Source organism: Elizabethkingia argenteiflava, assembly GCF_009904105.1.
GTDB classification, from domain to species: Bacteria; Bacteroidota; Bacteroidia; order Flavobacteriales; family Weeksellaceae; genus Elizabethkingia; species Elizabethkingia argenteiflava.
This window is the reverse complement of record NZ_JAAABJ010000148.1, coordinates 1-21,982: the sequence shown is the minus strand read 5'-3', so window position 1 is coordinate 21,982 and position 21,982 is coordinate 1. Positions and strand designations below refer to the sequence as shown.

The window sequence follows — 21,982 nt, the reverse complement described above, 5'->3', positions numbered from 1 at the left end:
CAATGGGCATCTGATAAGTCGGTTAAGTACATGTTTTTAAAGTTTTATCACTTCAAAGAACGTAACACTAAACTTCTTTTAGATGCCCTTATTATTTTTTTTTCGCTTATTTTTAAACAGGCTCTTAGAAAAGAAAAATGTTTGAGACTCCGTTCACATAATTTCTTTATTATTTTGGACCTATTTAAGTAGTGTATTCCTTTGGGGAGCGTTAAATTAAAAAAAGCTAAGAGGTGATGGTATCTCGGAAGGATTTTGTAATATTATCATCATTCTACATGTCGGAATAGATTATAATGATTTTTATAGGTAGGATCTTACTAAAATAATCATTAAAATTCCTTAGTTTTTTTAAAAATTCTTTTCCAGTTATAATAGCCTGAAATGGCCACACAGAATAAAATAATATACAGTACCGCATATAGATGCAGAGACTTATGTACCATAAGAGGAATGGCGATGATATTACTCATATTTAGTAATATCCAGTTTTCAATTTTACGCTTTGCCAACAGCCACATACCTGCACACGCAAAGGCACTGACACTCGCGTCCCATATGGGCACATCTGAAGTGGTAAATCGCGAAAGCATAAAATAGAAGCTGAAAAAGCTAAAAATTACAATTCCGCTGATTTTTAACCAATCAGCTTTGTCTGCATAGGAGATGGGAGTTTCTTGATGAGTCTTTCCTAACTTCCAGTATAGCCATCCATATATACTCATGATTAGGTAGTATATGTACAGTGTAAACTCGGCATACAAGCCTGCATTAAACATGACCACCAAAGAAAGGATGATACCTCCAATTCCAAAAAGATAATTAATCGCTTTGTTTTGTTGTGCTAAAATCACCTGTAAAATAGAAAGGAATACTCCCAGCCATTCTATCCATGTGGTTTGTTGAATAATTTCCTGCATTCTTACAATTGGTATAAAGAAAGTCTATAGAAATTCTGAATTCCCATTTAATATCAAGTCGTAATCTGAGTTGAAAATACTTTTGGGAAATTTCCTCTAGTCTATATATGCTCCTCTTTTTGACGGTTACAAAAATGCGACTTTTATCTTCTTCTTCAAAATAAAAGGAGAGGCAATCCTTTTTATTTTTAATTTTCAGTCTTCATATCTTTTCCTTATTTTTGCAACTTACAAAGTAATTAATTCGATTATGTTCAATAGTTTACAGGACAAACTAGATAAAGCTTTACAGAATATTCAAGGTCGCGGAAAAATTTCCGAAATTAATGTAGCTGAAACCGTTAAAGAAATCCGACGTGCATTGGTAGATGCCGATGTCAACTTTAAAGTAGCTAAAGATCTCACCAAGAGAGTACAGGATAAAGCCTTAGGACAGAATGTTCTGACATCTATTACACCTGGACAGTTAATGACCAAGATTGTTCACGATGAATTGGTGGATTTAATGGGAGGTCACCAGGAAGGAATCAATCTTTCCGCAAAACCTTCCATCATTTTAATAGCTGGGTTACAAGGTTCGGGGAAAACGACTTTTTCTGGTAAACTCGCCAATTTTTTAAAAAAGAAAAAAAATAAAAATCCATTATTAGTGGCTTGTGATGTATACCGTCCTGCAGCCATTGATCAGTTGAAAGTTTTAGGAAGTCAGATTGGTGTTCCCGTCTATACAGAACAGGAAAACCTTAATCCTGTACAGATCGCTGAGCATGCCATTGAACATGCCAAGCAAAATCAACAGGATGTTATTATTATCGATACAGCTGGTCGGTTGGCGATTGATGAGCAGATGATGAACGAAATACGAAATGTTCACCAGTTCGTCAAGCCTTCAGAAACACTTTTTGTAGTCGACTCCATGACAGGTCAGGATGCCGTAAATACAGCAAAATCCTTCAATGATGTCTTAGACTATAATGGTGTTGTTCTTACCAAATTAGACGGCGATACCCGTGGGGGAGCCGCTTTAACCATCAGGACAGTAGTAGAAAAGCCAATTAAATTTATCTCTACTGGTGAAAAAATGGATACTTTGGAGATCTTCTATCCCGAGAGGATGGCAGATAGAATCTTGGGAATGGGAGATGTGGTCTCTTTAGTAGAAAAAGCCCAAGAGCAATTTGATGAAGAAGAAGCTAAAAAACTCCACAAGAAAATTGCCAAGAACGAGTTTGGTTTTGATGATTTTCTTAAACAAATCCAGCAGATAAAGAAAATGGGAAACATGAAGGATTTACTAGGCATGTTACCAGGAGTAGGCAAGGCTATAAAGGATGTAGATATTAATGATGATGCCTTTAAACATATAGAGGCCATTATCCAATCCATGACTCCCGAAGAAAGGAGAAAACCTAGCTTGATTAATATATCTAGAAAACAGCGCATTGCAAAAGGAGCAGGGCGTAAGTTAGAGGACATCAATGCCCTTATGAAGCAATTTGAGCAAATGGGTAAAATGATGAAGATGATGCAGGGGCCACAGGGTAAACAGTTGATGAATATGATGAGCAAGGGAATGCCAGGTATGGGAGGAGGCTTTCCAGGTATGGGGAAATAGAAAAAATACAATCCCTGAAATGACAGGGACTGCGTACAGAGCTTATTTTACAGATAATAAAGACCGCTGCAAGCATGCTTGTGGCGGTCTTTAATTAAAGCGACGAGCATATGGAGGTGAAGTCTTCGAGCTGAGCTATAGACTGATCGTTAAAATATCCATAGATTAAAAGTAGAAATTAAAAAAAATCTGTAGAAATTTAATTTAAATTTCTATATTTGCACCTAATATTATCAAGAATCCCAAAAGTTGGGTAGCAACCTGCAACAACAAGCAAGGTGCTGAAATCGATAAGCCGCCTCCGGAAAAAATGTTGATTATTACTTTGTTTTTCTGAAGTGTGCTTATCTTAATAATCTTAAAAAATTATATTGAATGACCACACAAAACAAGAACTCATTGTTATCGATTATCCCCTTTCTTATTTTTATTTTAGTTTTTTTGGGCGCTGGAGTTTATTACGGTGATTTTTATGCGATGCCTTCTCCTATTGCTATTATAGTGGGAATTATATCTGCTTTCATCATGCTTAAAGGCAGCATAAAAGATAAGATGTCTACTTTTATGGAAGGTTGTGGCGATCGCAATATATTGACCATGTGTATTATTTATATTTTGGCAGGGGCTTTTGCCACTGTATCCAAAGCTATAGGGAGTGTAGATGCCATTGTGAATATAGGGATTAACAATCTTTCCCCTGAATATTACCCGGCAGGTATTTTCTTTATCGCTTCCTTTTTATCTTTGGCATCTGGAACTTCTGTAGGAACTGTCGTGGCATTAGGTCCTATAGCCATAGGCCTGTCTAATGCGGGAGGTTGTGATATCAATGTGGTGGGTGCAGCATTATTAGGTGGGGCTATGTTTGGGGATAATTTATCCATTATCTCCGATACTACCATAGCAGCTACCCAAATATTGGGCTGTGATATGCGAGATAAATTTAAAAACAATCTAGGATTTGCATTACCTGCAGCCATTCTTGCCTTTTTCATTTATATCTATGTGGGTGCCGGAAGTAGAGAGGTGCTTCCCACAACAGCATCCGTAAACCTATCTTCGGCTATTCTTGTCGTACCCTATTTGGTGGTTATTTTACTCGCTTTTTTAGGATTAGATGTATTCTTGGTCTTAGTCATTGGTGTTGTATTAAGCGGTCTGTTTGGTTTTATATACCACGGCTTCAGTTTTTTAGAATTTAGTAAAAAGGTATATGAAGGTTTTACCAGTATGACAGAGATATTTCTCCTGTCTTTATTCACCGGGGGTCTTGCAGCCATGGTCGAAAAGGCAGGTGGAATAGAGAGTCTGTTAAATTTGATTAAAAATAAAATTAAAGGACCAAAATCGGCTTTATTAGGAATTGGAAGCTTTGTAGGAATAACCGATTTGGCTACGGCTAATAACACCATTTCAATTATAATATCTGGAAAAGTATCAAAAAAAATCACCGAAGAATATAACATCAGACCACGGGTTACTTCTTCAATTTTAGATACTTTTTCATGTATTGTTCAGGGGATTATTCCTTACGGAGCTCAGGTACTCATCCTTATAGGTTATAGTAAAAATAGTATTGATTATCCTGAATTATTGAAAAACAGTTTTTATCTTATCCTACTTTTTATAGCGGTCCTTATTTATATTTTCGTAGGAGACATAAAAGAAAATAAGTCAAAATCAGCTCCGCTCAATGTTTCAAAAAATTAACATAATTTAAGCCAGAAAAACCATTTTATTTCTGAACTTTAAAGTACCTAAAGAAAGGAAATGAAATTATCTGGTGACATCATAATATTTGAAAATATAGATTTTGAAAAATTAAAGGTTTGCATGTAGGCAAACCTTTTTTATTTTTTGTTGAACCAAAAAAAAAATGAGATGTTTTTTATCTAGAAGTGCAGCACTTAAGTGCTGCACTTCTTTTGATCCTTATCGCGGCTTTCCGTATATTTGTAAATATGGAGCAGCAGCAAACTTTTAGTCAATTAAAGGAAAGTGAGATAGAGAATATACTAGAAATGATGTATGATTTTTATAGTATTGATCACTATCCTTTCGATGAACAACTTACAAGACAAAATCTTTATCAATTTATCAAAAATCCATATTGGGGACAGGTCTTTATGATCTATAACGAGCAAGGTATAGCAATAGGTTATATTGTTATGGCGTATATGTTTAGCTTTGAGTTTGGAGGAAAGATAGCTTTTTTAGATGAATTATTTCTAGGTGAAAAAGCTCGTGGAAAGGGGTATGGAAAAAAAGCGGTAGATTTTATAAAAAAATTTGCTGCAGCTCAGGACCTAAAAGTAGTTATGTTAGAAGTCGAAAGGCATAATCACAATGCCTTGGAATTGTATCGTGGAAAAGGTTTCCAATCGCATCATCGCGATCTTATGATATATCACCCTCAGAACTAAATCTCTTCAACATAATATTCAAAATACGATATTGTGGTAACATTCTACTACCATAGATCTGAGTTTTTTTAGTATAAAAATAGATGAAGTACAAATTTTATCAATAACTTTGTGCCAATATGAGGAAAACCCTACTTATATTACTGGCATTTTTTTATTCCGCGGTATCTTCTGGTGCCGTTATTAAAATGCATTCCTGTCTGCATAAGACTGTTTTTTGTAATATGAAGCATCAGTCTTCCTCTTCTTCTTCACACACTTGTAAAAAAGAGATTAAGGCATCCGATTGCTGTAAGACAAAAATAGAATTGGTTAAAACAGATGTCGCAAAAAGTACCAATCTGTTGTATTTAAGTAGTTTATATTTTCTATTGCCCGTAGAGAATGATTTCCAAGTAAAAAATCAATTTTATTTATCCTCTTTAGGGAAAGATCATCTTACCAATGCCCCACCATTGCTGCGGCAATTGCCTATTTTTATTTTACACTGTAATTTTAGATTATAAAATAAGATTAAACATCTGCCCCCATGGGCAGTGCAATATTTTGCTATATTCATATAGCTTCTTTAGATTAATTTTATCTTATTTTAAATCTTGAAAAAATGAAAAACAGATTTTTAAGCCTTATATTTTTGGCAGTCTCTATTATGAGCTTTGCCCAGGAGTCAAATTCCCAAATTCAAAAACTTTATCAACATTATACAGCGATCAAAAATGCTTTGGTTCAGGATGATGTTGCAAAAGCAGCTTCAGCAGCAAAGCTCTTCCTAAAAGTAGCTTCTACAGTTGATTTTAAAGTATTATCAGAAGATAACATAAACAAATTGAGAAAAGACGCAGGAGCCATTGCAGAAGCTTCTCATCTCACTACCCAGAGAAATTATTTCTTTAATTTATCCGATAATATGGCCTTAATAGCCGAGCATTTCAAAATTTCCTCATCCCCTATTTATATTCAATATTGTCCTATGGCTAAAGGCCAGTGGCTGAGTAATGAACAGGAAATTAAAAATCCTTATTATGGAAGTTCTATGATGACTTGTGGTACGCTAAAAGCAGAGATCAGCAAATAGAAATCATGAGAAATTATTTATTGATATTCTGTGTGTGGCTATTTATTTTTGTACCTGCGCAGTCCATTCCAGAACAGCATTCCGTGCAAAAATATAGCTGTCCTATGCATCCTGAAATAATAAAAAATCAACCGGGGCAATGTCCAAAATGCGGAATGGACCTTGTGCTGGTACAGGAGCATCAAACAACGGACGAAGAAGCTGTTCTAAAAAGAAATTCCAAACATGGGCGTTTACATTTCGGAGGCAAGCTCGTTCGTTACGATTTATATGTAACGGATTCTATGGTGCAGTATACCGGAAAACATGCTCATGCCTATGCGATTAATGGGCAGCTACCAGCACCTACCTTGTATTTTACCGAAGGTGATATGGCCGAAATACACGTGCATAATAGGCTTAAAAAGGAAAATACAGCATTGCATTGGCATGGAGTAATGCTTGAAAACAAGGAAGATGGTATTCCCTTTCTTACCCAAAAACCAATAAAACCTGGGGAAACCTATATCTATAGATTTAAAGTATCCCAAAATGGAACTTACTGGTATCATTCCCATCAAGGTTTACAAGAGCAGATGGGAATGTATGGACTGTTGATATTTCGAAAAAGGGGAGAACCACAAACTCCCCAACATATAAAAGCCGATATTCCTGTGATGCTCAGTGAGTGGACAGATGAACATCCTCACCAGGTGATGCGAAAATTGCAGATGGGGGTTGCTCAGTGGTATGGAATTAAGAAAAATTCGGTACAAAGCTATGCCGAAGCCATCGCTTCAGGAAACTTTTTCACCAAATTAAAAAATGAGTGGAAACGCATGGAAGCTATGGATATTAGCGATGTTTACTACGATAGGTTTTTACTCAATGGACAAACTTCGGCCTCATATAAAAACCTAAAAGCTGGCGATAAAGTACGGCTTAGAATCGCTAATGGAGGAGCTTCTTCCTATTTTTGGCTAACATATGCTGGAGGAAAAATGCGAGTGGTAGCCAGTGATGGTAATGATGTTCAGCCAGTGGAAGTAGATCGTTTAATCGTTGCCGTTTCCGAAACCTATGATATTGAGGTAGTTGTCCCTGAAGATAAGAGTTTTGAATTTAGAGCGACAGCAGAGGACAGAACAGGAGATGCTTCCTTATGGTTGGGAAAGGGAACTAAAGTAGAAGCTCCTGGTCTTAAAAGGCTTATGCTTTTCGAAGGCATGAAAAGCATGAACAGCATGATGAAACTCAGTGGAGATATGAAACCTATGAATATGACGATGAGCTTACAGCAAATGGATGCTAACGAGGTGATGTACCCTGAAATTTCTGAAGAAAAAAGAAGTGCCACCTCTAGGCATCTTAAAGAAATGATGTCTCCTGTAAGGGCTAAAAAGCATTCCCATAAAAATCAACGAGTAGACCATATTCATTCAGAAATGAAGGGTAATCATTTAGCTCTTACAGACAGTTTTAAACCAGCGAATGAAAATACGGAGCCCATCACTTTAAATTATAATATGCTCAAGTCTACGGAAATGACCACTTTACCTTCTGATGCTCCAGTAAAAGAATTAAAGTTTACCCTCGAAGGAAATATGCGCAGGTATGTATGGACTTTGGATAATAAAACCGTAACAGAAACGGATAAGATTAAAATAAAGAAAGGGCAGATTGTACGTATTACACTCTATAATAATTCCATGATGCGGCATCCTATGCATATACATGGTCATGATTTTAGGGTAATCAATCGCTATGGAGATTACGCTCCTATGAAAAATGTATTGGATATGATGCCAATGGAAACTGCGGTTATAGAATTTCCAGCGAATCAAGATGGTGATTGGTTTTTCCATTGTCATATTTTATACCATATGATGGCGGGTATGGGCAGAATTTTTAGTTACGAAGGATCACAGCCCAATCCCCAGCTTAACAACCCAAAGCAGGACTGGAAAGATTTTCTAAAAGATAATCATATGTGGGCGTATACAGCTACCCTAGCCTTAGAATCTAGGAGTACCCATGCAGAATTTAGAGCAGGAGATACCCGTTATGAATTCAGAGGGGAATTGCATACGGGATATACGCGGCAGAATGGTTATGAAGCGGAGCTTAAATTAGGGCGTTATTTGGGTAAATTTCAATGGTTATACCCCTATATCGGAGCTCAATCCAGGAGTCGCTACAATCATGCTACTAAAGATATAAAGACCCTTTTAGGACAATATGCTCAACACGATAACCGTCATGTGCTAGCTGTAGGATTTCAATATATATTACCGTGGTTGGTTACTTCGGATGTGAGTATAGACCACAATGGAAAATTACGCCTACAGCTACAGCGTGAGGATATTCCTTTATCCCAAAGGCTGAGGGGTAATTTTATGCTAAATACAGATAAAGAATACCGGGTAGGCCTTAGTTATTTTATCCAAAAATATTTACAGATTTCCTCTCATTATGATAGCGATATGGGATGGGGGGCAGGAGTAACCTTCATCTATTAAATGAGCTTACATCACTTTTAATACCTTTATTCGCGATCATATAAACCTGTTTAAGAGAAGCATACTTAAACAGGTTTTTTTATTCATCAACCTCTTGAAATTAGGGTGTAAAATCTTTGTTGTATATAATAAAAATATCCATAACGATGATGCTTTGGGTGTATAAAACCAAATGTCTAAAATAAAGAGTAAACAAAAAAGACTAAAAAGTCCTAATACAAAAGGAGCATTACAATTTTAGATAAGTTTATAGAGAATAAACGAAATGTCCATTTGTGTCCGTTTTATCTCCATTAAGCTCAAAAAAAGAAACACTACCTCTCTATATAAAATAACCTAAAAACAGCTGTAATACTCTAAAAATAAGAAATATTCACTCTTATTAAGGAGGTTTTTTTATGCGGTATAACAAGTATGTATGTATGTATGTATGTATGTATGTATGTAGCTTTTATTATTCATTTTTGTAATGAAAAATACTGTTTTTTCACAGTTGGATTAATAAAATATGATGTTATGATTCAAATATGTATAGAGGCTTAAAAACGGGCACAAGTGAGCTGTTTTAATTATTCAGGCACATATAGGGAAATGGTGTTTTATGTTTTTAAAGTAGGCTATGATATCTAACACTATCTTTTATCAATACTATCGCTGAAATTTATTTTACTGCTATGTCTTTTGTTTGATGATGAGCATTTTGGCTAACAGTTTATGAAACTAGAAATAAAAAAAGCATAATTTATTGGGGCATAGCAGGGAAAAACGTTTTTTTAATCCTAAAACCTAATACAATAATCTTATTGACAGTGGGTTGGCTTTTTAGGTGATGATATATAAAAAAACAATAAAATTTGAAATCGGTTCACAACAAATCCTCAAGAGACGTTAAGAGAAGGGATCACTCAAATTATAGACAAAATCCTTTTGGTAATAAAAAGGTTAAACGCGATTTTTAGAAGTATTGTTTTGCCGATTATATCACCAACGCAGTCCTCAGAAATGTAACACATACATAGTGTATTAAATACCTCATTTTGTATGGTTTTATATAGGTATTTTTTGGGGGCAAGTGAAATATTGAGTGTAGGTAGTCATTTTTTTTTATATTTAGAACAAGGAAAAAATTCTTTTTTTATTAGCCAATCAGAATTTAGGGTGATAAAGTGCAGGTAGCGGAGGCTTTGGTTATTTCTTCAGATCTCAGGATATTAAAAAATGGAGCAAGCCGCCAATATAAATGCTGATAAAATTTCCTAATTGATTGTTAACGAGTGCTTTGCAATAAGCCCGTAAGCCTCCATTGTAACAGAAACAATGGGATAACTAAGTCACCTATCATCTTAGAAATATAAAAAATCGCTGTTTACTGTGCGCCATTAAAAAGTAAAACAAAAATATACGAGATACATGGAAATTTTTAGTTGTAGGGTGCTTTCAGAATATAAAATTGGTTAATATATTTTTAATCAGTTAGAGACAACGCTTGGTGTATATAAATTCTTATCCTATCAAGGCCATTAAATTAAGTATAGGATGATTCGGTGGCTTTGGAGGACTGGAGGGAGGCCTAATTCTTAATCAATAATAGACTTACAGGACCTTTACTTGTATTATTATACGATGATAATAAAGTGATATAATGAGAGCCTATATGAGGAGTTTGTAAATATAAAATAACAATATTAAGATGAGTAAAAATGAAATTTTGCAGACGCCTGGATTACGATTTCGAGAGGCCATGCAAAAAGAAAAACCGCTGCAAATCGTGGGAACAATCAACGCCAATCACGCATTGCTAGCCCAACAGGCAGGATTTAATGCTATATATCTTTCCGGAGGCGGGGTAGCGGCAGGTTCATTGGGAATTCCTGATTTAGGGATTACTACACTGGAAGATGTGTTGATAGATATCCAGCGGATTACCAATGTATGCGAATTACCACTTCTGGTGGATGTCGATACTGGTTTTGGCCCTTCAGAATTTAATATAGCCCGTACCGTGAAATCTTTGATCAAAGCCGGTGCTGCAGCACTACATATTGAAGATCAGGTCGGAGCAAAACGCTGTGGACACCGTCCTGGTAAGGCGGTGGTAAGCACCGGGGAAATGGTAGATCGTTTAAAAGCAGCCCTAGATGCGCGTACTGATGCTCATTTTGTGATTGGTGCCCGAACAGATGCTTTTGCTAATGAAGGTTTTGAAAAAACCTTAGAAAGATGTCTAGCTTATCGAGATGCTGGGGCTGATTTTATTTTTGCTGAAGCCATTACAGATTTAAAGCTTTACCTTCAATTTGCAGAGGCCACAGGAATTCCCATATTGGCCAATATCACAGAATTTGGAATGATAAAAATGTATACAGTAGACGAGTTAAGAGAGGCTGGCGTCGAACTAATTTTATATCCTCTTTCTGCTTTTCGTGCTGCCAATAAAGCGGCTCAGAATGTATTTAAGCATATCCGTAAGGATGGGACTCAGGCAAATGTAGTACATACTATGCAAACCAGAGAAGAGCTTTACCAAAGTATAGGTTACTATAAATATGAGAGCCAAATAAATAATTCCTTTCAAAAAAAATAAATATGTCCCATAACGAACAAATTTTAAAACCCAAGAAAAGTGTAGCCCTCTCGGGGGTGGCTGCAGGTAATACAGCACTGTGTAGCGTTGGTAAAAATGGCAACGATCTACATTATAGAGGCTATAATATTTTGGATTTATCAGAGAGAGCCCAATTTGAAGAAGTTGCTTACCTTTTGATATATGGTGATTTGCCTACAAGCACACAATTAAAAAACTATAAATCCAAGCTCAGGTCGTTGAGAGGTTTACCCCATTCACTAAAAGAAATATTAAAAAAGATCCCTGCTTCGGCGCATCCTATGGATGTTTTGCGCTCTACAGTATCCGTATTGGGGGCTATTCATCCCGAAAAGGAGGATCACTCTATAGCCGGTACCCGCAATATAGCAGATAAATTATTGGCTTCTTTTAGCTCAGCACTCCTCTATTGGTATCACTATAGTCATAATGGAAAAGAAATCGAAGTAGAAACTGATGATGAAAGTGTGGGAGGGCATTTTTTACATCTTTTGCACGGAAAAAAACCTTCAGCGGCTTGGATAAAAGCCATGCAGATTTCCTTAAATTTATATGCTGAGCATGAATTTAATGCTTCCACATTTACCAGTCGTGTGATTGCTGGTACAGGATCTGATATATATTCCGCTATTACCGGAGCTATAGGGGCATTAAGAGGACCAAAACATGGCGGAGCTAACGAGGTCGCTTTCGATATACAGAGCCGTTATTCTTCACCAGATGAGGCGGAAGCCGATATACGTGAACGTATAGCCAATAAAGAAGTGATTATAGGTTTTGGACATCCTGTCTATACTATTTCGGATCCCCGAAATGAGGTGATTAAAAAAGTAGCCAAATCACTTTCTCAAGAAGCGGGGGATGGGCTCTTATTTCAGATTGCAGAACGCTTAGAAGAGTTGATGTGGAAGGAAAAAAAAATGTTCCCTAATTTAGACTGGTTTTCTGCTGTCTCTTATCATTTGCTTGGAGTTCCCACTTTAATGTTTACCCCACTTTTTGTTATTTCCAGAATTACCGGTTGGAGTGCTCATGTTATAGAGCAACGACAGGATGCTAAAATTATTCGCCCCAGTGCTCATTATATTGGTCCTGACAATAAAGAGTTTGTAGCCTTGGAAGACCGAAAATAAAAAACTATAACGATTATTAAATTTACAACTTACAAGCATGTCATCATATATTTTAAACGAAAGACCTCAACCCGATCAGGTGTTAGTGGATATTGCAGATTATGTACTCAATTATAAAATTAAAAATGAATTAGCCTGGAAAACGGCTCATTATTGTTTCTTAGATAGTATTGGCTGCGGCTTGGAAGCTTTAACTTATCCCGCATGCACTAAGCTGTTAGGTCCTATAGTAAAAGGGACGATTGTTCCAAATGGGGCTAAAGTGCTGGGAACTCAGTTTCAGTTGGATCCTATCCAGGCTGCTTTTAATATTGGCGCTATTATACGCTGGTTGGATTTTAATGATACCTGGTTGGCAGCCGAATGGGGCCATCCCTCCGACAACTTAGGCGGTATTTTAGCTACAGCCGATTGGCTTTCCCGTACCTATATTGCCGAAGGGAAAAAACCTTTAAAAATAAAACAGGTATTAGAGGCTATGATTATGGCGCACGAAATACAAGGAGTGATCGCTTTGGAAAACTCTTTCAATAAGGTGGGGCTGGACCATGTATTATTGGTTAAACTAGCATCCACCGCTGTGGTGGGTAAGCTTATAGGATTGACCCGAGAGGAATTGATTAATGCTATTTCTTTAGTTTTTGTAGATGGCCAGTCTTTAAGAACCTACCGCCATGCACCCAACACAGGAAGTCGCAAGTCTTGGGCTGCGGGTGATGCCTCTTCCAGAGCTGTTCGTTTAGCCCTGATAGCGAAAACAGGTGAAATGGGGTATCCTTCTGTATTAACCGCTAAAAATTGGGGGTTTTATGACGTTTCATTTCAAGGGCAAGCTTTCAAATTCCAAAGGGATTATGCTTCTTATGTCATGGAAAATGTTTTATTTAAAATTTCTTTTCCAGCAGAATTTCATTCGCAGACAGCCGTAGAAGCAGCCATGATCTTAAATAGACGATTGAATACCCTCAACAAAACTAGCGAAGATATTAAGGCTATCACCATACGTACTCACGAAGCAGCTATACGTATTATTGATAAACAAGGACCTTTAAATAATCCTGCCGATCGGGATCACTGTATACAGTACATGGTGGCAATACCTTTAATTTATGGTAGATTAACCGCTGCCGATTATGAGGATGATATAGCTGCCGATGAGCGAATAGACAGGTTGCGCAATAAAATAAAATGTGTTGAAGATGTCCAGTTTACCAAGGATTATCACGACCCTGAGAAGCGTTCTATAGCCAATGGATTGAAGGTAGAACTGAATGATGGAAGTGTTTTAGAGGAAGTAGTGGTGGAATATCCCATCGGACATAAACGCAGAAGAGAAGAGGCGATTCCCGAATTGATTAAAAAATATAAAATTAATCTAGCACGTATTTTCCCCGAGAAACAACAAAAGGCCATACTGGATCAATCTCTGGATTATAATGTCTTAGTAGAGCTAGCGGTTAATGAGTTTACTGACCTTCTGGTTATATGAAGAATCGGGTAAAAGATTTTCTATTTTTTAATTATAATCATAATTAAGATATCATGTCTAAAAAAGTAAAAATATTTATTAATGGAAACTTTCTGGTGAGCAAATCCCACCAATATTTACCGGTAGAAAACCCGGCGACAGGAGAAGTACTAGCAGAAGTGCCATTAACGCAAGGCTCCGAAATAGATGCAGCTGTAGAGGCTGCAAAAACAGCTTTTAGAGCCTGGAAAGAAGTGGCTGTTCCAGAGCGGGCGAGATTGTTTCTTACCTATCAGCATCTATTAAAAGAGTATCAAAAAGAACTGGCAGAAATTCTCTCACAAGAAAATGGAAAAACCTTCGCAGATGCCATGGGAGACGTTTGGCGGGGTATAGAAGTTGTAGAGCATGCTTGTAATATACCCAGTTTGATGATGGGAGAAACTGTAGAAAATGTAGCCAGAGCTGTAGACACATATAGTTATATTCAGCCTTTAGGGGTATGTGCTGGAATTACCCCTTTTAATTTTCCAGCTATGATCCCTTTATGGATGTTTCCAATTGCTGTGGCTTGTGGTAATACCTTTATATTAAAGCCCTCCGAACAGACTCCCATGACCGCCATGAAATTAGCAGAACTCTTTAATGAAGCAGGATTTCCCAAAGGTCTTCTGAATATTGTTCACGGATCCAAGGATCAGGTAAACCATATTCTCAATCACCCCGATATAAAAGCGATCTCCTTTGTAGGGTCCGTACCTGTGGCGGAACATGTTTACCGCACAGGAACGGCCAACCTAAAGAGAGTACAAGCTTTTGGAGGGGCAAAAAATCATATGGTCATTATGCCAGACGCGAATAAGCAGCAGGTGATTAATCATTTGGTCGGAGCCTCTTGTGGTGCAGCCGGACAGCGTTGTATGGCTATTAGTGTGGCTGTTTTGGTAGGAGAAGCTCATCGTTGGATAGAAGATATTAAAACCGCGCTTAGCGGTATAAAACCTGGCGTATGGAACGATGATGCGGCAGCCTATGGACCGCTTATTAATAAAACAGCCAAAGATAAAGTTTTAAGACTGATTAATACCGCCTATCAACAAGGTGCAGAAGTGCTCTTGGATGGAAGTGATTGCCATGTTGAGGGTTGTGAAAACGGATATTTTGTGGGGCCTACTTTATTTAGTAATGTTTCCACAGATATGGACATTTACAAAGAAGAAATTTTCGGACCAGCTTTATTGCTTTTAAAGGCAGATACTTTGGAAGAGGCCATTAAAATTATTAATGAGAACCCTTATGGTAATGGCACCTCTATTTTTACGAATTCTGGTGCTGCTGCTAGAAAATTCCAACATGAGGTAGAGGTGGGACAGATAGGTGTAAATCTACCCATTCCGGTTCCGCTTCCTTTTTTCTCATTTACGGGCTGGCGAAAATCTTTCTTTGGTGATTTGCATTCTTACGGAAAACAAGGGGTGCGTTTCTACACAGAGACTAAAACGATTACTGCCCGTTGGTTTGAGGAAGATATACCCCTTTCTCAACCTATTAACATGACGATTAATTTAAAATAAGTTTGAAAATGCAGTTTAATCTAAATGAAGATCAATTGGCATTTCAGGATGCTGCGCGTCAGTTTGCTCAAAAAGAACTGGCACCCCATGCCTCTGAATGGGATGCCAATAAAATATTTCCCCGAGAAGCTATTACCAGAGCAGGGGAACTAGGTTTTTGTGGTATCTATACCAGTGATAAGGGAGGAGGCTTAGGCTTGTCTAGATTAGATGCGGCCATTATATTTGAGGAGCTTGCAGCTGCCTGTCCCTCTACGACAGCCTATATTAGCATTCATAATATGGTCACTTGGATGCTGGATAATTATGCTACCGAAAATATAAAAAAAAGATGGACCCAACAGTTGGCTTCTGGTGTATTGTTGGGATCGTATTGTCTGACGGAACCTGAAGCCGGCTCTGATGCTGCAAGTCTCAATACGACTGCCGTGAGGAGAGGAGATAAATATGTGATCAATGGAACCAAAGCTTTTATTTCTGGAGCTGGCGAAAGTGATCTATTGATTGTGATGGCTCGAACAGGCTGCAGCGGATCAAAAGGCATCAGCGCATTCGTCCTGGAATCCAATTCAAAGGGAGTCAGTTTTGGAGAAAACGAGAAAAAATTGGGATGGAATACACAACCCACTCGCTTTGTATTTCTGGAAAATGTTGAGGTAGACGCTGGTCAGCTTTTAGGAAAAGAAGGAGAGGGCTTTAAGATCGCATTGCATGGTTTAGATGGAGGACGTATCAATATAGGAGTCTGTTCCGTAGGAGCTGCACAAGGAGCGCTTAATCAAGCCCAAACCTATATGCATCAGAGAAAGCAATTTGGCAAATCACTAACTCAATTTCAGGCGTTACAATTTAAGATAGCAGATATGATCACCGAGTTGGTTGCGGCACGCCAGATGGCTTATTTAGCTGCATTTAAGTTAGATACAAATGATCCGGATGCTACTATCTATTGTGCAATGGCAAAAAGATTATGTACCGATGTGTGTTTTAATATCTGTAACAATGCTTTACAAATATTGGGTGGATATGGTTGTACACAAGATTTTCCCGTAGAAAGGCTTATGCGAGATTCGCGTATACATCAAGTAGTGGAGGGCACCAATGAAATTATGAAATTGGTTATTTCAAGAAGAGTTCTCCAAGAGGGGGGGCTTTTACACATTCGCTAATTCTATATTTTTAAGAAGCAATTAAAATGAAATTAATCTGTACAGAAATAAAGAATAAAGTAGGTTTCATCACCTTGAATTCAGAAAAAAGCTTGAATGCATTATCATTATCAATGATAGAAGAATTGAGCGTTATTTTGCAAGATTGGAAAAAATCAGATCAAATTGCTTGTATATTTCTTCAGGGTGCCGGTGAAAAAGCATTTTGTGCAGGAGGGGATATTCGCAAATTGTACGAGGCCATTGTTGCACAGCAAAAAATTGATAAAAAAAAATTGACTCAGGAATGCATAGATTTTTTCTCAAAAGAGTATGAGCTGGATTATAAACTGCATACTTATCCGAAACCTGTTATTGTTTGGGGTCATGGTATTGTAATGGGCGGAGGTGTGGGGCTATTAGTAGGTGCTTCACACCGTATTGTTACTGAAAAAACCAAACTGGCGATGCCTGAAATTAATATTGGTTTATACCCAGATGTGGGGGGCACGTGGTTTCTGAACAAAATGCCCTCCGCTTACGGACTATATGTAGGGCTCACCGGTACGAGGTTGGATGGTGCAGATTGCAAATTTTTGGGTTTAGCAGACTATTATATATTGTCTGATTCAAAAGATAAAATACTTCAGGAGTTAGCCCAAGCCAATTGGGGATCGGACCCCAGTCAAGTGGTTTCGGATATTCTAAAATCTTTTGGTGAAGCTGCTGATCTTCCTGCATCTCAAGCAGAGCTACATCAATCTTTTATCAAAAAATTTGAAAATGCGCATTCTTTAGAGCAATTCAGAGAGGTTTTGCTGAGCCATTCAGATCGGGATGAATGGATGCAAGCGGGTATAAAAAATTTTGAATCTGGATCACCGAGTTCGGCCTATATTATATTCAGACAATTGCATATAGGGAGAGGCTTAAGCCTGGAAGAGGTCTTTCGCTCAGAGTTGAATTTGTCCTGTCAGTGCTGCCTTCACCCTGATTTTATAGAGGGCGTTCGTGCATTATTGGTGGATAAAGACAAACAGCCTAACTGGCAGCCTGCAACGTGGGGAGAGGTAAGCCTAGAATGGATTGATGGTTATTTTAAACCTCTTTGGGAAAAAGATACACATCCTTTAAAAATCTAACGAAAAACTAATCATTATGTCGGATATAGCATTTATAGGTTTAGGAAATATGGGAAGGCCAATGGCCACCAACCTAATTAAAAAAGGACATCGAGTAATAGGTTTTGATCTTTCAGAGAGTGCTTCTAAAGCTTTTTCGAAGATAGGAGGAGAAGTGGCCTTATCTGCTGTATTAGCTGTACAGCATGTAGAGGTGGTAATATCCATGCTTCCCTCCGGAGAGCATGTGAAAACATTATATTCAAAAGAATTTATGGAAAGCTTAAGCCCCAACACCCTGCTGATAGATAGCAGTACCATAGATGTAACCACTGCCCGATCGGTAGCAGCATTGTGTGCGTCTAAAGGTTTCGAGATGCTGGATGCTCCTGTCTCTGGTGGGACCGGTGGTGCGCAATCCGGAACTTTGACTTTTATGGTAGGGGGAAGAGAAGAAGTTCTGGAAAAATCAAAACCTATTTTAGAATGTATGGGACAAAATATATTTTATGCAGGTGCTTCAGGAAGTGGTCAGGTCGCTAAAATGTGCAATAATATGCTTTTAGGTATCCATATGATAGGAACTTGTGAAGCGCTTAATTTAGGTGCTAGAAATGGTTTGAATGTTAAGGATTTGAGTGAAATTATGCAAAAAAGTTCGGGAAGGAATTGGTCATTAGAAGTCTACAATCCTTATCCAGGAGTAATGGAAAATGTTCCTGCTTCGAATTCTTATGCTGGGGGTTTTGCTGTAGATCTAATGGCAAAAGATTTAGCCTTGGCAGCAGCAGCGGGTTTGGATACAAAAACTACTCTCCCTTTAGGAAATACTGCACTCCATCTTTATAGAATGTGGAGTGAAACAGCTGAAAATGCTAAAATAGATTTTTCAAGTATTATTCAGTTTCTTAACAAACACTAAATAGGAATGGAAATTTAAACTTCTCCATACAGAAAAATTTTACTATTTTAGAGCACTTTTTAAAAACAGGTATTATCATGAAGATGGCTGTGCTATTATTGCGTTATACTGTCTTAAGATAAAGGAAAATAATAATAAAAATGAGTTTAGTAAGAGAAAAGTTGGCTTTGCCTGAAGGAGGTGAAAAATTATTATTGCATTCTTGTTGTGCGCCTTGCTCTGGAGAAGTAATGGAAGCTATTATCGCCTCAAATATAGATTTCACTATATTTTTCTATAATCCAAATATTCACCCTAAGAAGGAGTATGATTTACGTAAAGAAGAAAATATACGTTTTGCTGAAAAATATAATATCCCCTTTATAGATGCAGACTACGATGTAGATAATTGGTTTTCCCGCGCTAAGGGAATGGAATGGGAGCCGGAGCGGGGTATTCGTTGTACGATGTGTTTCGATATGCGTTTTGAACGCACGGCGCTCTACGCTTATGAAAATGGATTTGATGTGATATCCAGTTCTTTAGGTATTTCGCGGTGGAAAAATATGGAACAGATTAACGATTGTGGTATTCGCGCTGCGGAACATTATGAAGGGGTCTCCTATTGGACTTATAACTGGAGGAAGAAAGGAGGTTCCTCTCGCATGCTACAGATTAGTAAAGAAGAACAATTTTATATGCAGGAGTATTGTGGGTGTGCCTATTCTTTAAGAGATACTAACAAATGGAGAATGGAAAACGGGAGAGAAAAGATAAAGCTGGGGGAAAAATATTATGGTTTAGATGAAAAATAAAAAGAATATTTGAGCATTTAAAATTTTCTATTCTTATAAGAAGATATAAATACAATTTTTGAATTCATATTAAATATCCCTTTAATTTTAAAGGGATATTTAATATGATGATATGAATAGCAAAAGACTTCGATTTCCGAAGTCTTTTGCTGTTATTAGGAACTAGTTTGCTCTCTGGAAAGATCGTTTATTTTAAAGATGATATTGAACAAAATCATTCCTACTGATGTAACTTTGAAGATCTTGTATGAAAATAAAACCAAAATGCGGACAATACAACAGACAGTATTGAGAATAAGGTGTTGACTTTGTCGTTTTGTCTTTTAGCTGATAAGGGGAACGAATAAAATAACATTTAATTAGAATAGCGTTGAATAACAGGACATGCTAGCTATTCATCAATCATTAAAAAAATAGATCCATCAGAAGCAAAGATCCGGGACTGAGTTGAAATACACAAAACCTCTGTTTTTTGATGGGTGCTTTTGAATATATTTTTCAACAGATATTTACCCACTTTATAGGGAATAATATAAAGTTTGATCATTGAAAAAGCTACAGAAAAATACAAGATCAAACACAAGGTTTTATAGAGTTTTGGATAGGGTGTTATAATTCAATATCTCATTTTTGCTGTTTTGAATAGAAGATTAAACAGGTTAAAAGTTAATTTATTCTAAATGCACAAGAGGTTATAATGCTTCGTTTAGGATAAAAAACAAAACAAATAGATGAAAAAAATAAAATTTCAAAACAATATATTGGGTTGTATATCAATGAAGTAGAATAAATAATGAATTAATTTTTGTTAAAATTTACTTTCAACTCTTGTTAGATGTATTTTTTTTTACTTTAGCAAAGAAGCGCAAATCATATACTCAAATGATGGAGAGTATTCTATAAAATTTACCTAAGTGTTTTTTTTGATGATTATGTGTTTTCTGGTGTCTATAACTTTTTTTACAATGTGACTTAAGAAGCGAAGTTGTAAACACCTGAAAACACAAAATATATGACCTTTATTAAAGGCTGGTATGTAGTTTATACCAAATCCCGTTACGAAAAAAAAATAGCTCAAAATTTAGTTGAGCAAAACTTTAAAGTATATCTGCCACTTAATACAACAATATCCCAATGGAGCGACCGTAAAAAGAAGGTAGAAAAACCGTTGTTCAGTTCTTATGTTTTTGTTTATTTAGAAAACATAAAAGACTATACAAAAGCCCTTAGTATAGATGGTGTCGTGTTGTTTATTAATTTTGGAGGTAGATTAGTCAGAGTTTTAGACGAGGAAATAAATCGTATTAAAATTTTCCTGAATCAATTTTCTCAAGTTGAACTCAAAAATTCTTTAGACATAAAAGTAGGAGAAAGGAGAAGAATAGCATCCGGTCCTTTTGCAAATTATCAATGTGAAATCGTAAAAATAGACAACAATCAAAAGATTGGTGTGAGGATAGAATCATTACAACAAATTCTCATGGCTCAAATACCCTCTTATCAATTAATTTAATGATCAATACAAATATTTTTTGGCATAATAAAATTGTAAACAAAGAAAAGCCTATTTTCTTAAAGGGAAGAACTAAAAGTTTTAAAAAAGAAATTTCCAACAGGGTTTCAATAATTTTTTTGAGGAATTATTTAAGGTTTTGAAAGAACATCAAGTTCATTTATTGATTGTAGAGGGAGGAAAAAAAACTTTGGAAATCTTTCTTCAAGCACAAATGTATGATGAAATAAGAATTTGGATTGGCAAACGTACCTTCAATTCAGGATTACCAACTATTAAAACAAGATTATATATTCGTCCGTTTTTCAAGTCGGTGAAGATCAATTAGCATGGTATGTTAAAGATATGGACTTGCCTGAACGTTTGATTAATAAAACTAATATAAAGTCATTTTTGCGAAGCATCTAAATGATTAATAATAATTTAAAATGAAATTAAATAAAGTTTATATAGCTGTTACTGATCTTGATAAGGCCAAAGTTTTTTATGCTGATATTTTAGGTTTTGAGTTAATAAATGAATCTCAAAAAGAATTAGAGTTTAAAGTAGGAAGATCTATTTTGAATTTAATTGAATATCAGACAAATGCGTTATATCATTTTGCCTTCGAAATTCCAATTAATTTATTGGAGTCTGCAGCTGCTTGGTTACAGGATCGAGATATTCAACTCATCTTACCGGACGAAGAGAAATCGGTTTTCATAGATATTGAAATATGGAATGCACGCTCCATTTATTTTTATGATCCATAAGGTAATGTGTTGGAATTTATTGTACGATACGAAAATCAACATTTTTCAAATTATTTTTTTTCTTCACAGGAAATTCTTTGTATAAGTGAGATTGGATTAGCAACAGATTTTCCTCTTCAATTTTCTGAATCAATGAATGAAATTTATAAATTACCTTATTTCGAAAAGGGGCCGATTCGGGAAAATTTTGTGGCAATGGGATCAAATGAAGGATTACTATTGATTTCAAAACTTGGTAGACCTTGGTATCCATCAAAAAAAACTTTAGCGAAGTTGTAAACTCCCCCATAAATATTACGACTATAATTTAGACAAAAAGTTTAAATTTAGGATTATATATTATGAAAAAGAAACAATTCAGTGCGAATCAGATTTCCAGTATTTTGAAAGAATTCGATAATGGTAGAAGTATAGAAGAGCT

18 protein-coding genes and 1 riboswitch are annotated in these 21,982 nt (G+C 36.4%); of the genes, 17 read left to right on the top strand and 1 reads right to left on the bottom strand.

Features of this window, described 5'->3' with window-relative positions:
- Positions 1 to 332: 332 nt before the first annotated feature.
- Positions 333 to 920 carry a nicotinamide riboside transporter PnuC gene (gene pnuC / locus GNY06_RS01170; protein WP_166518437.1) on the bottom strand — a complete coding sequence of 196 codons (588 nt, stop codon included), beginning with the start codon at positions 918 to 920 and terminating at the stop codon, positions 333 to 335.
- Between the two features lie 250 nt (positions 921 to 1,170).
- On the opposite strand from pnuC, the gene ffh reads away from it, so the two are divergent.
- The 17 genes from ffh to GNY06_RS01085 all read left to right on the top strand — a co-directional run bounded on the left by ffh (position 1,171) and on the right by GNY06_RS01085 (position 21,840).
- Complete coding sequence (ffh, locus tag GNY06_RS01165; protein WP_166518436.1) at positions 1,171 to 2,535, top strand: signal recognition particle protein; 1,365 nt, start codon at positions 1,171 to 1,173, stop codon at positions 2,533 to 2,535.
- 225 nt (positions 2,536 to 2,760) lie between these two features.
- Positions 2,761 to 2,856: riboswitch (SAM-I-IV-variant riboswitch) on the top strand.
- Positions 2,857 to 2,910: 54 nt separating this feature from the next.
- Positions 2,911 to 4,245 (top strand): Na+/H+ antiporter NhaC family protein, encoded by a 1,335-nt coding sequence (locus GNY06_RS01160; RefSeq protein WP_166518435.1) that lies wholly within the window; start codon positions 2,911 to 2,913, stop codon positions 4,243 to 4,245.
- Positions 4,246 to 4,496: 251 nt separating this feature from the next.
- Positions 4,497 to 4,958: a GNAT family N-acetyltransferase gene (locus GNY06_RS01155; protein WP_166518434.1), complete on the top strand. Its 462-nt coding sequence runs from the start codon at positions 4,497 to 4,499 to the stop codon at positions 4,956 to 4,958.
- Between the two features lie 119 nt (positions 4,959 to 5,077).
- Positions 5,078 to 5,464, top strand: a complete 387-nt coding sequence (locus tag GNY06_RS01150; protein ID WP_166518433.1) for a hypothetical protein — start codon at positions 5,078 to 5,080, stop codon at positions 5,462 to 5,464.
- 98 nt (positions 5,465 to 5,562) lie between these two features.
- A complete protein-coding gene (locus GNY06_RS01145) occupies positions 5,563 to 6,033 on the top strand; it encodes a DUF3347 domain-containing protein (protein WP_166518432.1) in 471 nt (156 codons plus the stop codon).
- A gap of 5 nt (positions 6,034 to 6,038) precedes the next feature.
- Positions 6,039 to 8,531, top strand: a complete 2,493-nt coding sequence (locus GNY06_RS01140; RefSeq protein ID WP_166518431.1) for a multicopper oxidase domain-containing protein — start codon at positions 6,039 to 6,041, stop codon at positions 8,529 to 8,531.
- A 1,690-nt stretch (positions 8,532 to 10,221) separates the two neighbouring features.
- Positions 10,222 to 11,115 carry a methylisocitrate lyase gene (prpB, locus tag GNY06_RS01135; RefSeq protein ID WP_166518430.1) on the top strand — a complete coding sequence of 298 codons (894 nt, stop codon included), beginning with the start codon at positions 10,222 to 10,224 and terminating at the stop codon, positions 11,113 to 11,115.
- Positions 11,116 to 11,117: 2 nt separating this feature from the next.
- Positions 11,118 to 12,269, top strand: coding sequence for a bifunctional 2-methylcitrate synthase/citrate synthase (gene prpC / locus GNY06_RS01130; protein ID WP_166518429.1), 1,152 nt, complete (start codon positions 11,118 to 11,120; stop codon positions 12,267 to 12,269).
- 37 nt (positions 12,270 to 12,306) lie between these two features.
- Positions 12,307 to 13,758, top strand: coding sequence for a bifunctional 2-methylcitrate dehydratase/aconitate hydratase (locus tag GNY06_RS01125; RefSeq protein WP_166518428.1), 1,452 nt, complete (start codon positions 12,307 to 12,309; stop codon positions 13,756 to 13,758).
- A 53-nt stretch (positions 13,759 to 13,811) separates the two neighbouring features.
- Positions 13,812 to 15,311 (top strand): CoA-acylating methylmalonate-semialdehyde dehydrogenase, encoded by a 1,500-nt coding sequence (locus GNY06_RS01120; RefSeq protein WP_166518427.1) that lies wholly within the window; start codon positions 13,812 to 13,814, stop codon positions 15,309 to 15,311.
- A gap of 8 nt (positions 15,312 to 15,319) precedes the next feature.
- Positions 15,320 to 16,480 (top strand): acyl-CoA dehydrogenase family protein, encoded by a 1,161-nt coding sequence (locus GNY06_RS01115; RefSeq protein ID WP_166518426.1) that lies wholly within the window; start codon positions 15,320 to 15,322, stop codon positions 16,478 to 16,480.
- 26 nt (positions 16,481 to 16,506) lie between these two features.
- Positions 16,507 to 17,601, top strand: a complete 1,095-nt coding sequence (locus tag GNY06_RS01110; RefSeq protein WP_166518425.1) for an enoyl-CoA hydratase/isomerase family protein — start codon at positions 16,507 to 16,509, stop codon at positions 17,599 to 17,601.
- A 16-nt stretch (positions 17,602 to 17,617) separates the two neighbouring features.
- A complete protein-coding gene (mmsB, locus tag GNY06_RS01105) occupies positions 17,618 to 18,502 on the top strand; it encodes a 3-hydroxyisobutyrate dehydrogenase (protein WP_166518424.1) in 885 nt (294 codons plus the stop codon).
- Between the two features lie 140 nt (positions 18,503 to 18,642).
- Complete coding sequence (locus tag GNY06_RS01100) at positions 18,643 to 19,296, top strand: epoxyqueuosine reductase QueH (protein ID WP_166518423.1); 654 nt, start codon at positions 18,643 to 18,645, stop codon at positions 19,294 to 19,296.
- A gap of 1,012 nt (positions 19,297 to 20,308) precedes the next feature.
- On the top strand, positions 20,309 to 20,809 hold the full coding sequence (gene nusG, locus GNY06_RS01095) for a transcription termination/antitermination protein NusG (RefSeq protein ID WP_166518422.1): 501 nt from the start codon (positions 20,309 to 20,311) through the stop codon (positions 20,807 to 20,809).
- Between the two features lie 428 nt (positions 20,810 to 21,237).
- Positions 21,238 to 21,561, top strand: coding sequence for a VOC family protein (locus GNY06_RS01090; protein ID WP_166518421.1), 324 nt, complete (start codon positions 21,238 to 21,240; stop codon positions 21,559 to 21,561).
- Between the two features lie 9 nt (positions 21,562 to 21,570).
- Complete coding sequence (locus tag GNY06_RS01085) at positions 21,571 to 21,840, top strand: hypothetical protein (RefSeq protein ID WP_166518420.1); 270 nt, start codon at positions 21,571 to 21,573, stop codon at positions 21,838 to 21,840.
- Positions 21,841 to 21,982: the final 142 nt, after the last annotated feature.

Excerpts from the sequence above, each read along its gene's own strand:
- pnuC (WP_166518437.1), bottom strand. The coding sequence starts at position 920 with ATGCAGGAAATTATTCAACAAACCACATGGATAGAATGGCTGGGAGTA.
- ffh (WP_166518436.1), top strand. The coding sequence starts at position 1,171 with ATGTTCAATAGTTTACAGGACAAACTAGATAAAGCTTTACAGAATATT.
- GNY06_RS01160 (WP_166518435.1), top strand. The coding sequence starts at position 2,911 with ATGACCACACAAAACAAGAACTCATTGTTATCGATTATCCCCTTTCTT.
- GNY06_RS01155 (WP_166518434.1), top strand. The coding sequence starts at position 4,497 with ATGGAGCAGCAGCAAACTTTTAGTCAATTAAAGGAAAGTGAGATAGAG.
- GNY06_RS01150 (WP_166518433.1), top strand. The coding sequence starts at position 5,078 with ATGAGGAAAACCCTACTTATATTACTGGCATTTTTTTATTCCGCGGTA.
- GNY06_RS01145 (WP_166518432.1), top strand. The coding sequence starts at position 5,563 with ATGAAAAACAGATTTTTAAGCCTTATATTTTTGGCAGTCTCTATTATG.
- GNY06_RS01140 (WP_166518431.1), top strand. The coding sequence starts at position 6,039 with ATGAGAAATTATTTATTGATATTCTGTGTGTGGCTATTTATTTTTGTA.
- prpB (WP_166518430.1), top strand. The coding sequence starts at position 10,222 with ATGAGTAAAAATGAAATTTTGCAGACGCCTGGATTACGATTTCGAGAG.
- prpC (WP_166518429.1), top strand. The coding sequence starts at position 11,118 with ATGTCCCATAACGAACAAATTTTAAAACCCAAGAAAAGTGTAGCCCTC.
- GNY06_RS01125 (WP_166518428.1), top strand. The coding sequence starts at position 12,307 with ATGTCATCATATATTTTAAACGAAAGACCTCAACCCGATCAGGTGTTA.
- GNY06_RS01120 (WP_166518427.1), top strand. The coding sequence starts at position 13,812 with ATGTCTAAAAAAGTAAAAATATTTATTAATGGAAACTTTCTGGTGAGC.
- GNY06_RS01115 (WP_166518426.1), top strand. The coding sequence starts at position 15,320 with ATGCAGTTTAATCTAAATGAAGATCAATTGGCATTTCAGGATGCTGCG.
- GNY06_RS01110 (WP_166518425.1), top strand. The coding sequence starts at position 16,507 with ATGAAATTAATCTGTACAGAAATAAAGAATAAAGTAGGTTTCATCACC.
- mmsB (WP_166518424.1), top strand. The coding sequence starts at position 17,618 with ATGTCGGATATAGCATTTATAGGTTTAGGAAATATGGGAAGGCCAATG.
- GNY06_RS01100 (WP_166518423.1), top strand. The coding sequence starts at position 18,643 with ATGAGTTTAGTAAGAGAAAAGTTGGCTTTGCCTGAAGGAGGTGAAAAA.
- nusG (WP_166518422.1), top strand. The coding sequence starts at position 20,309 with ATGACCTTTATTAAAGGCTGGTATGTAGTTTATACCAAATCCCGTTAC.
- GNY06_RS01090 (WP_166518421.1), top strand. The coding sequence starts at position 21,238 with ATGAAATTAAATAAAGTTTATATAGCTGTTACTGATCTTGATAAGGCC.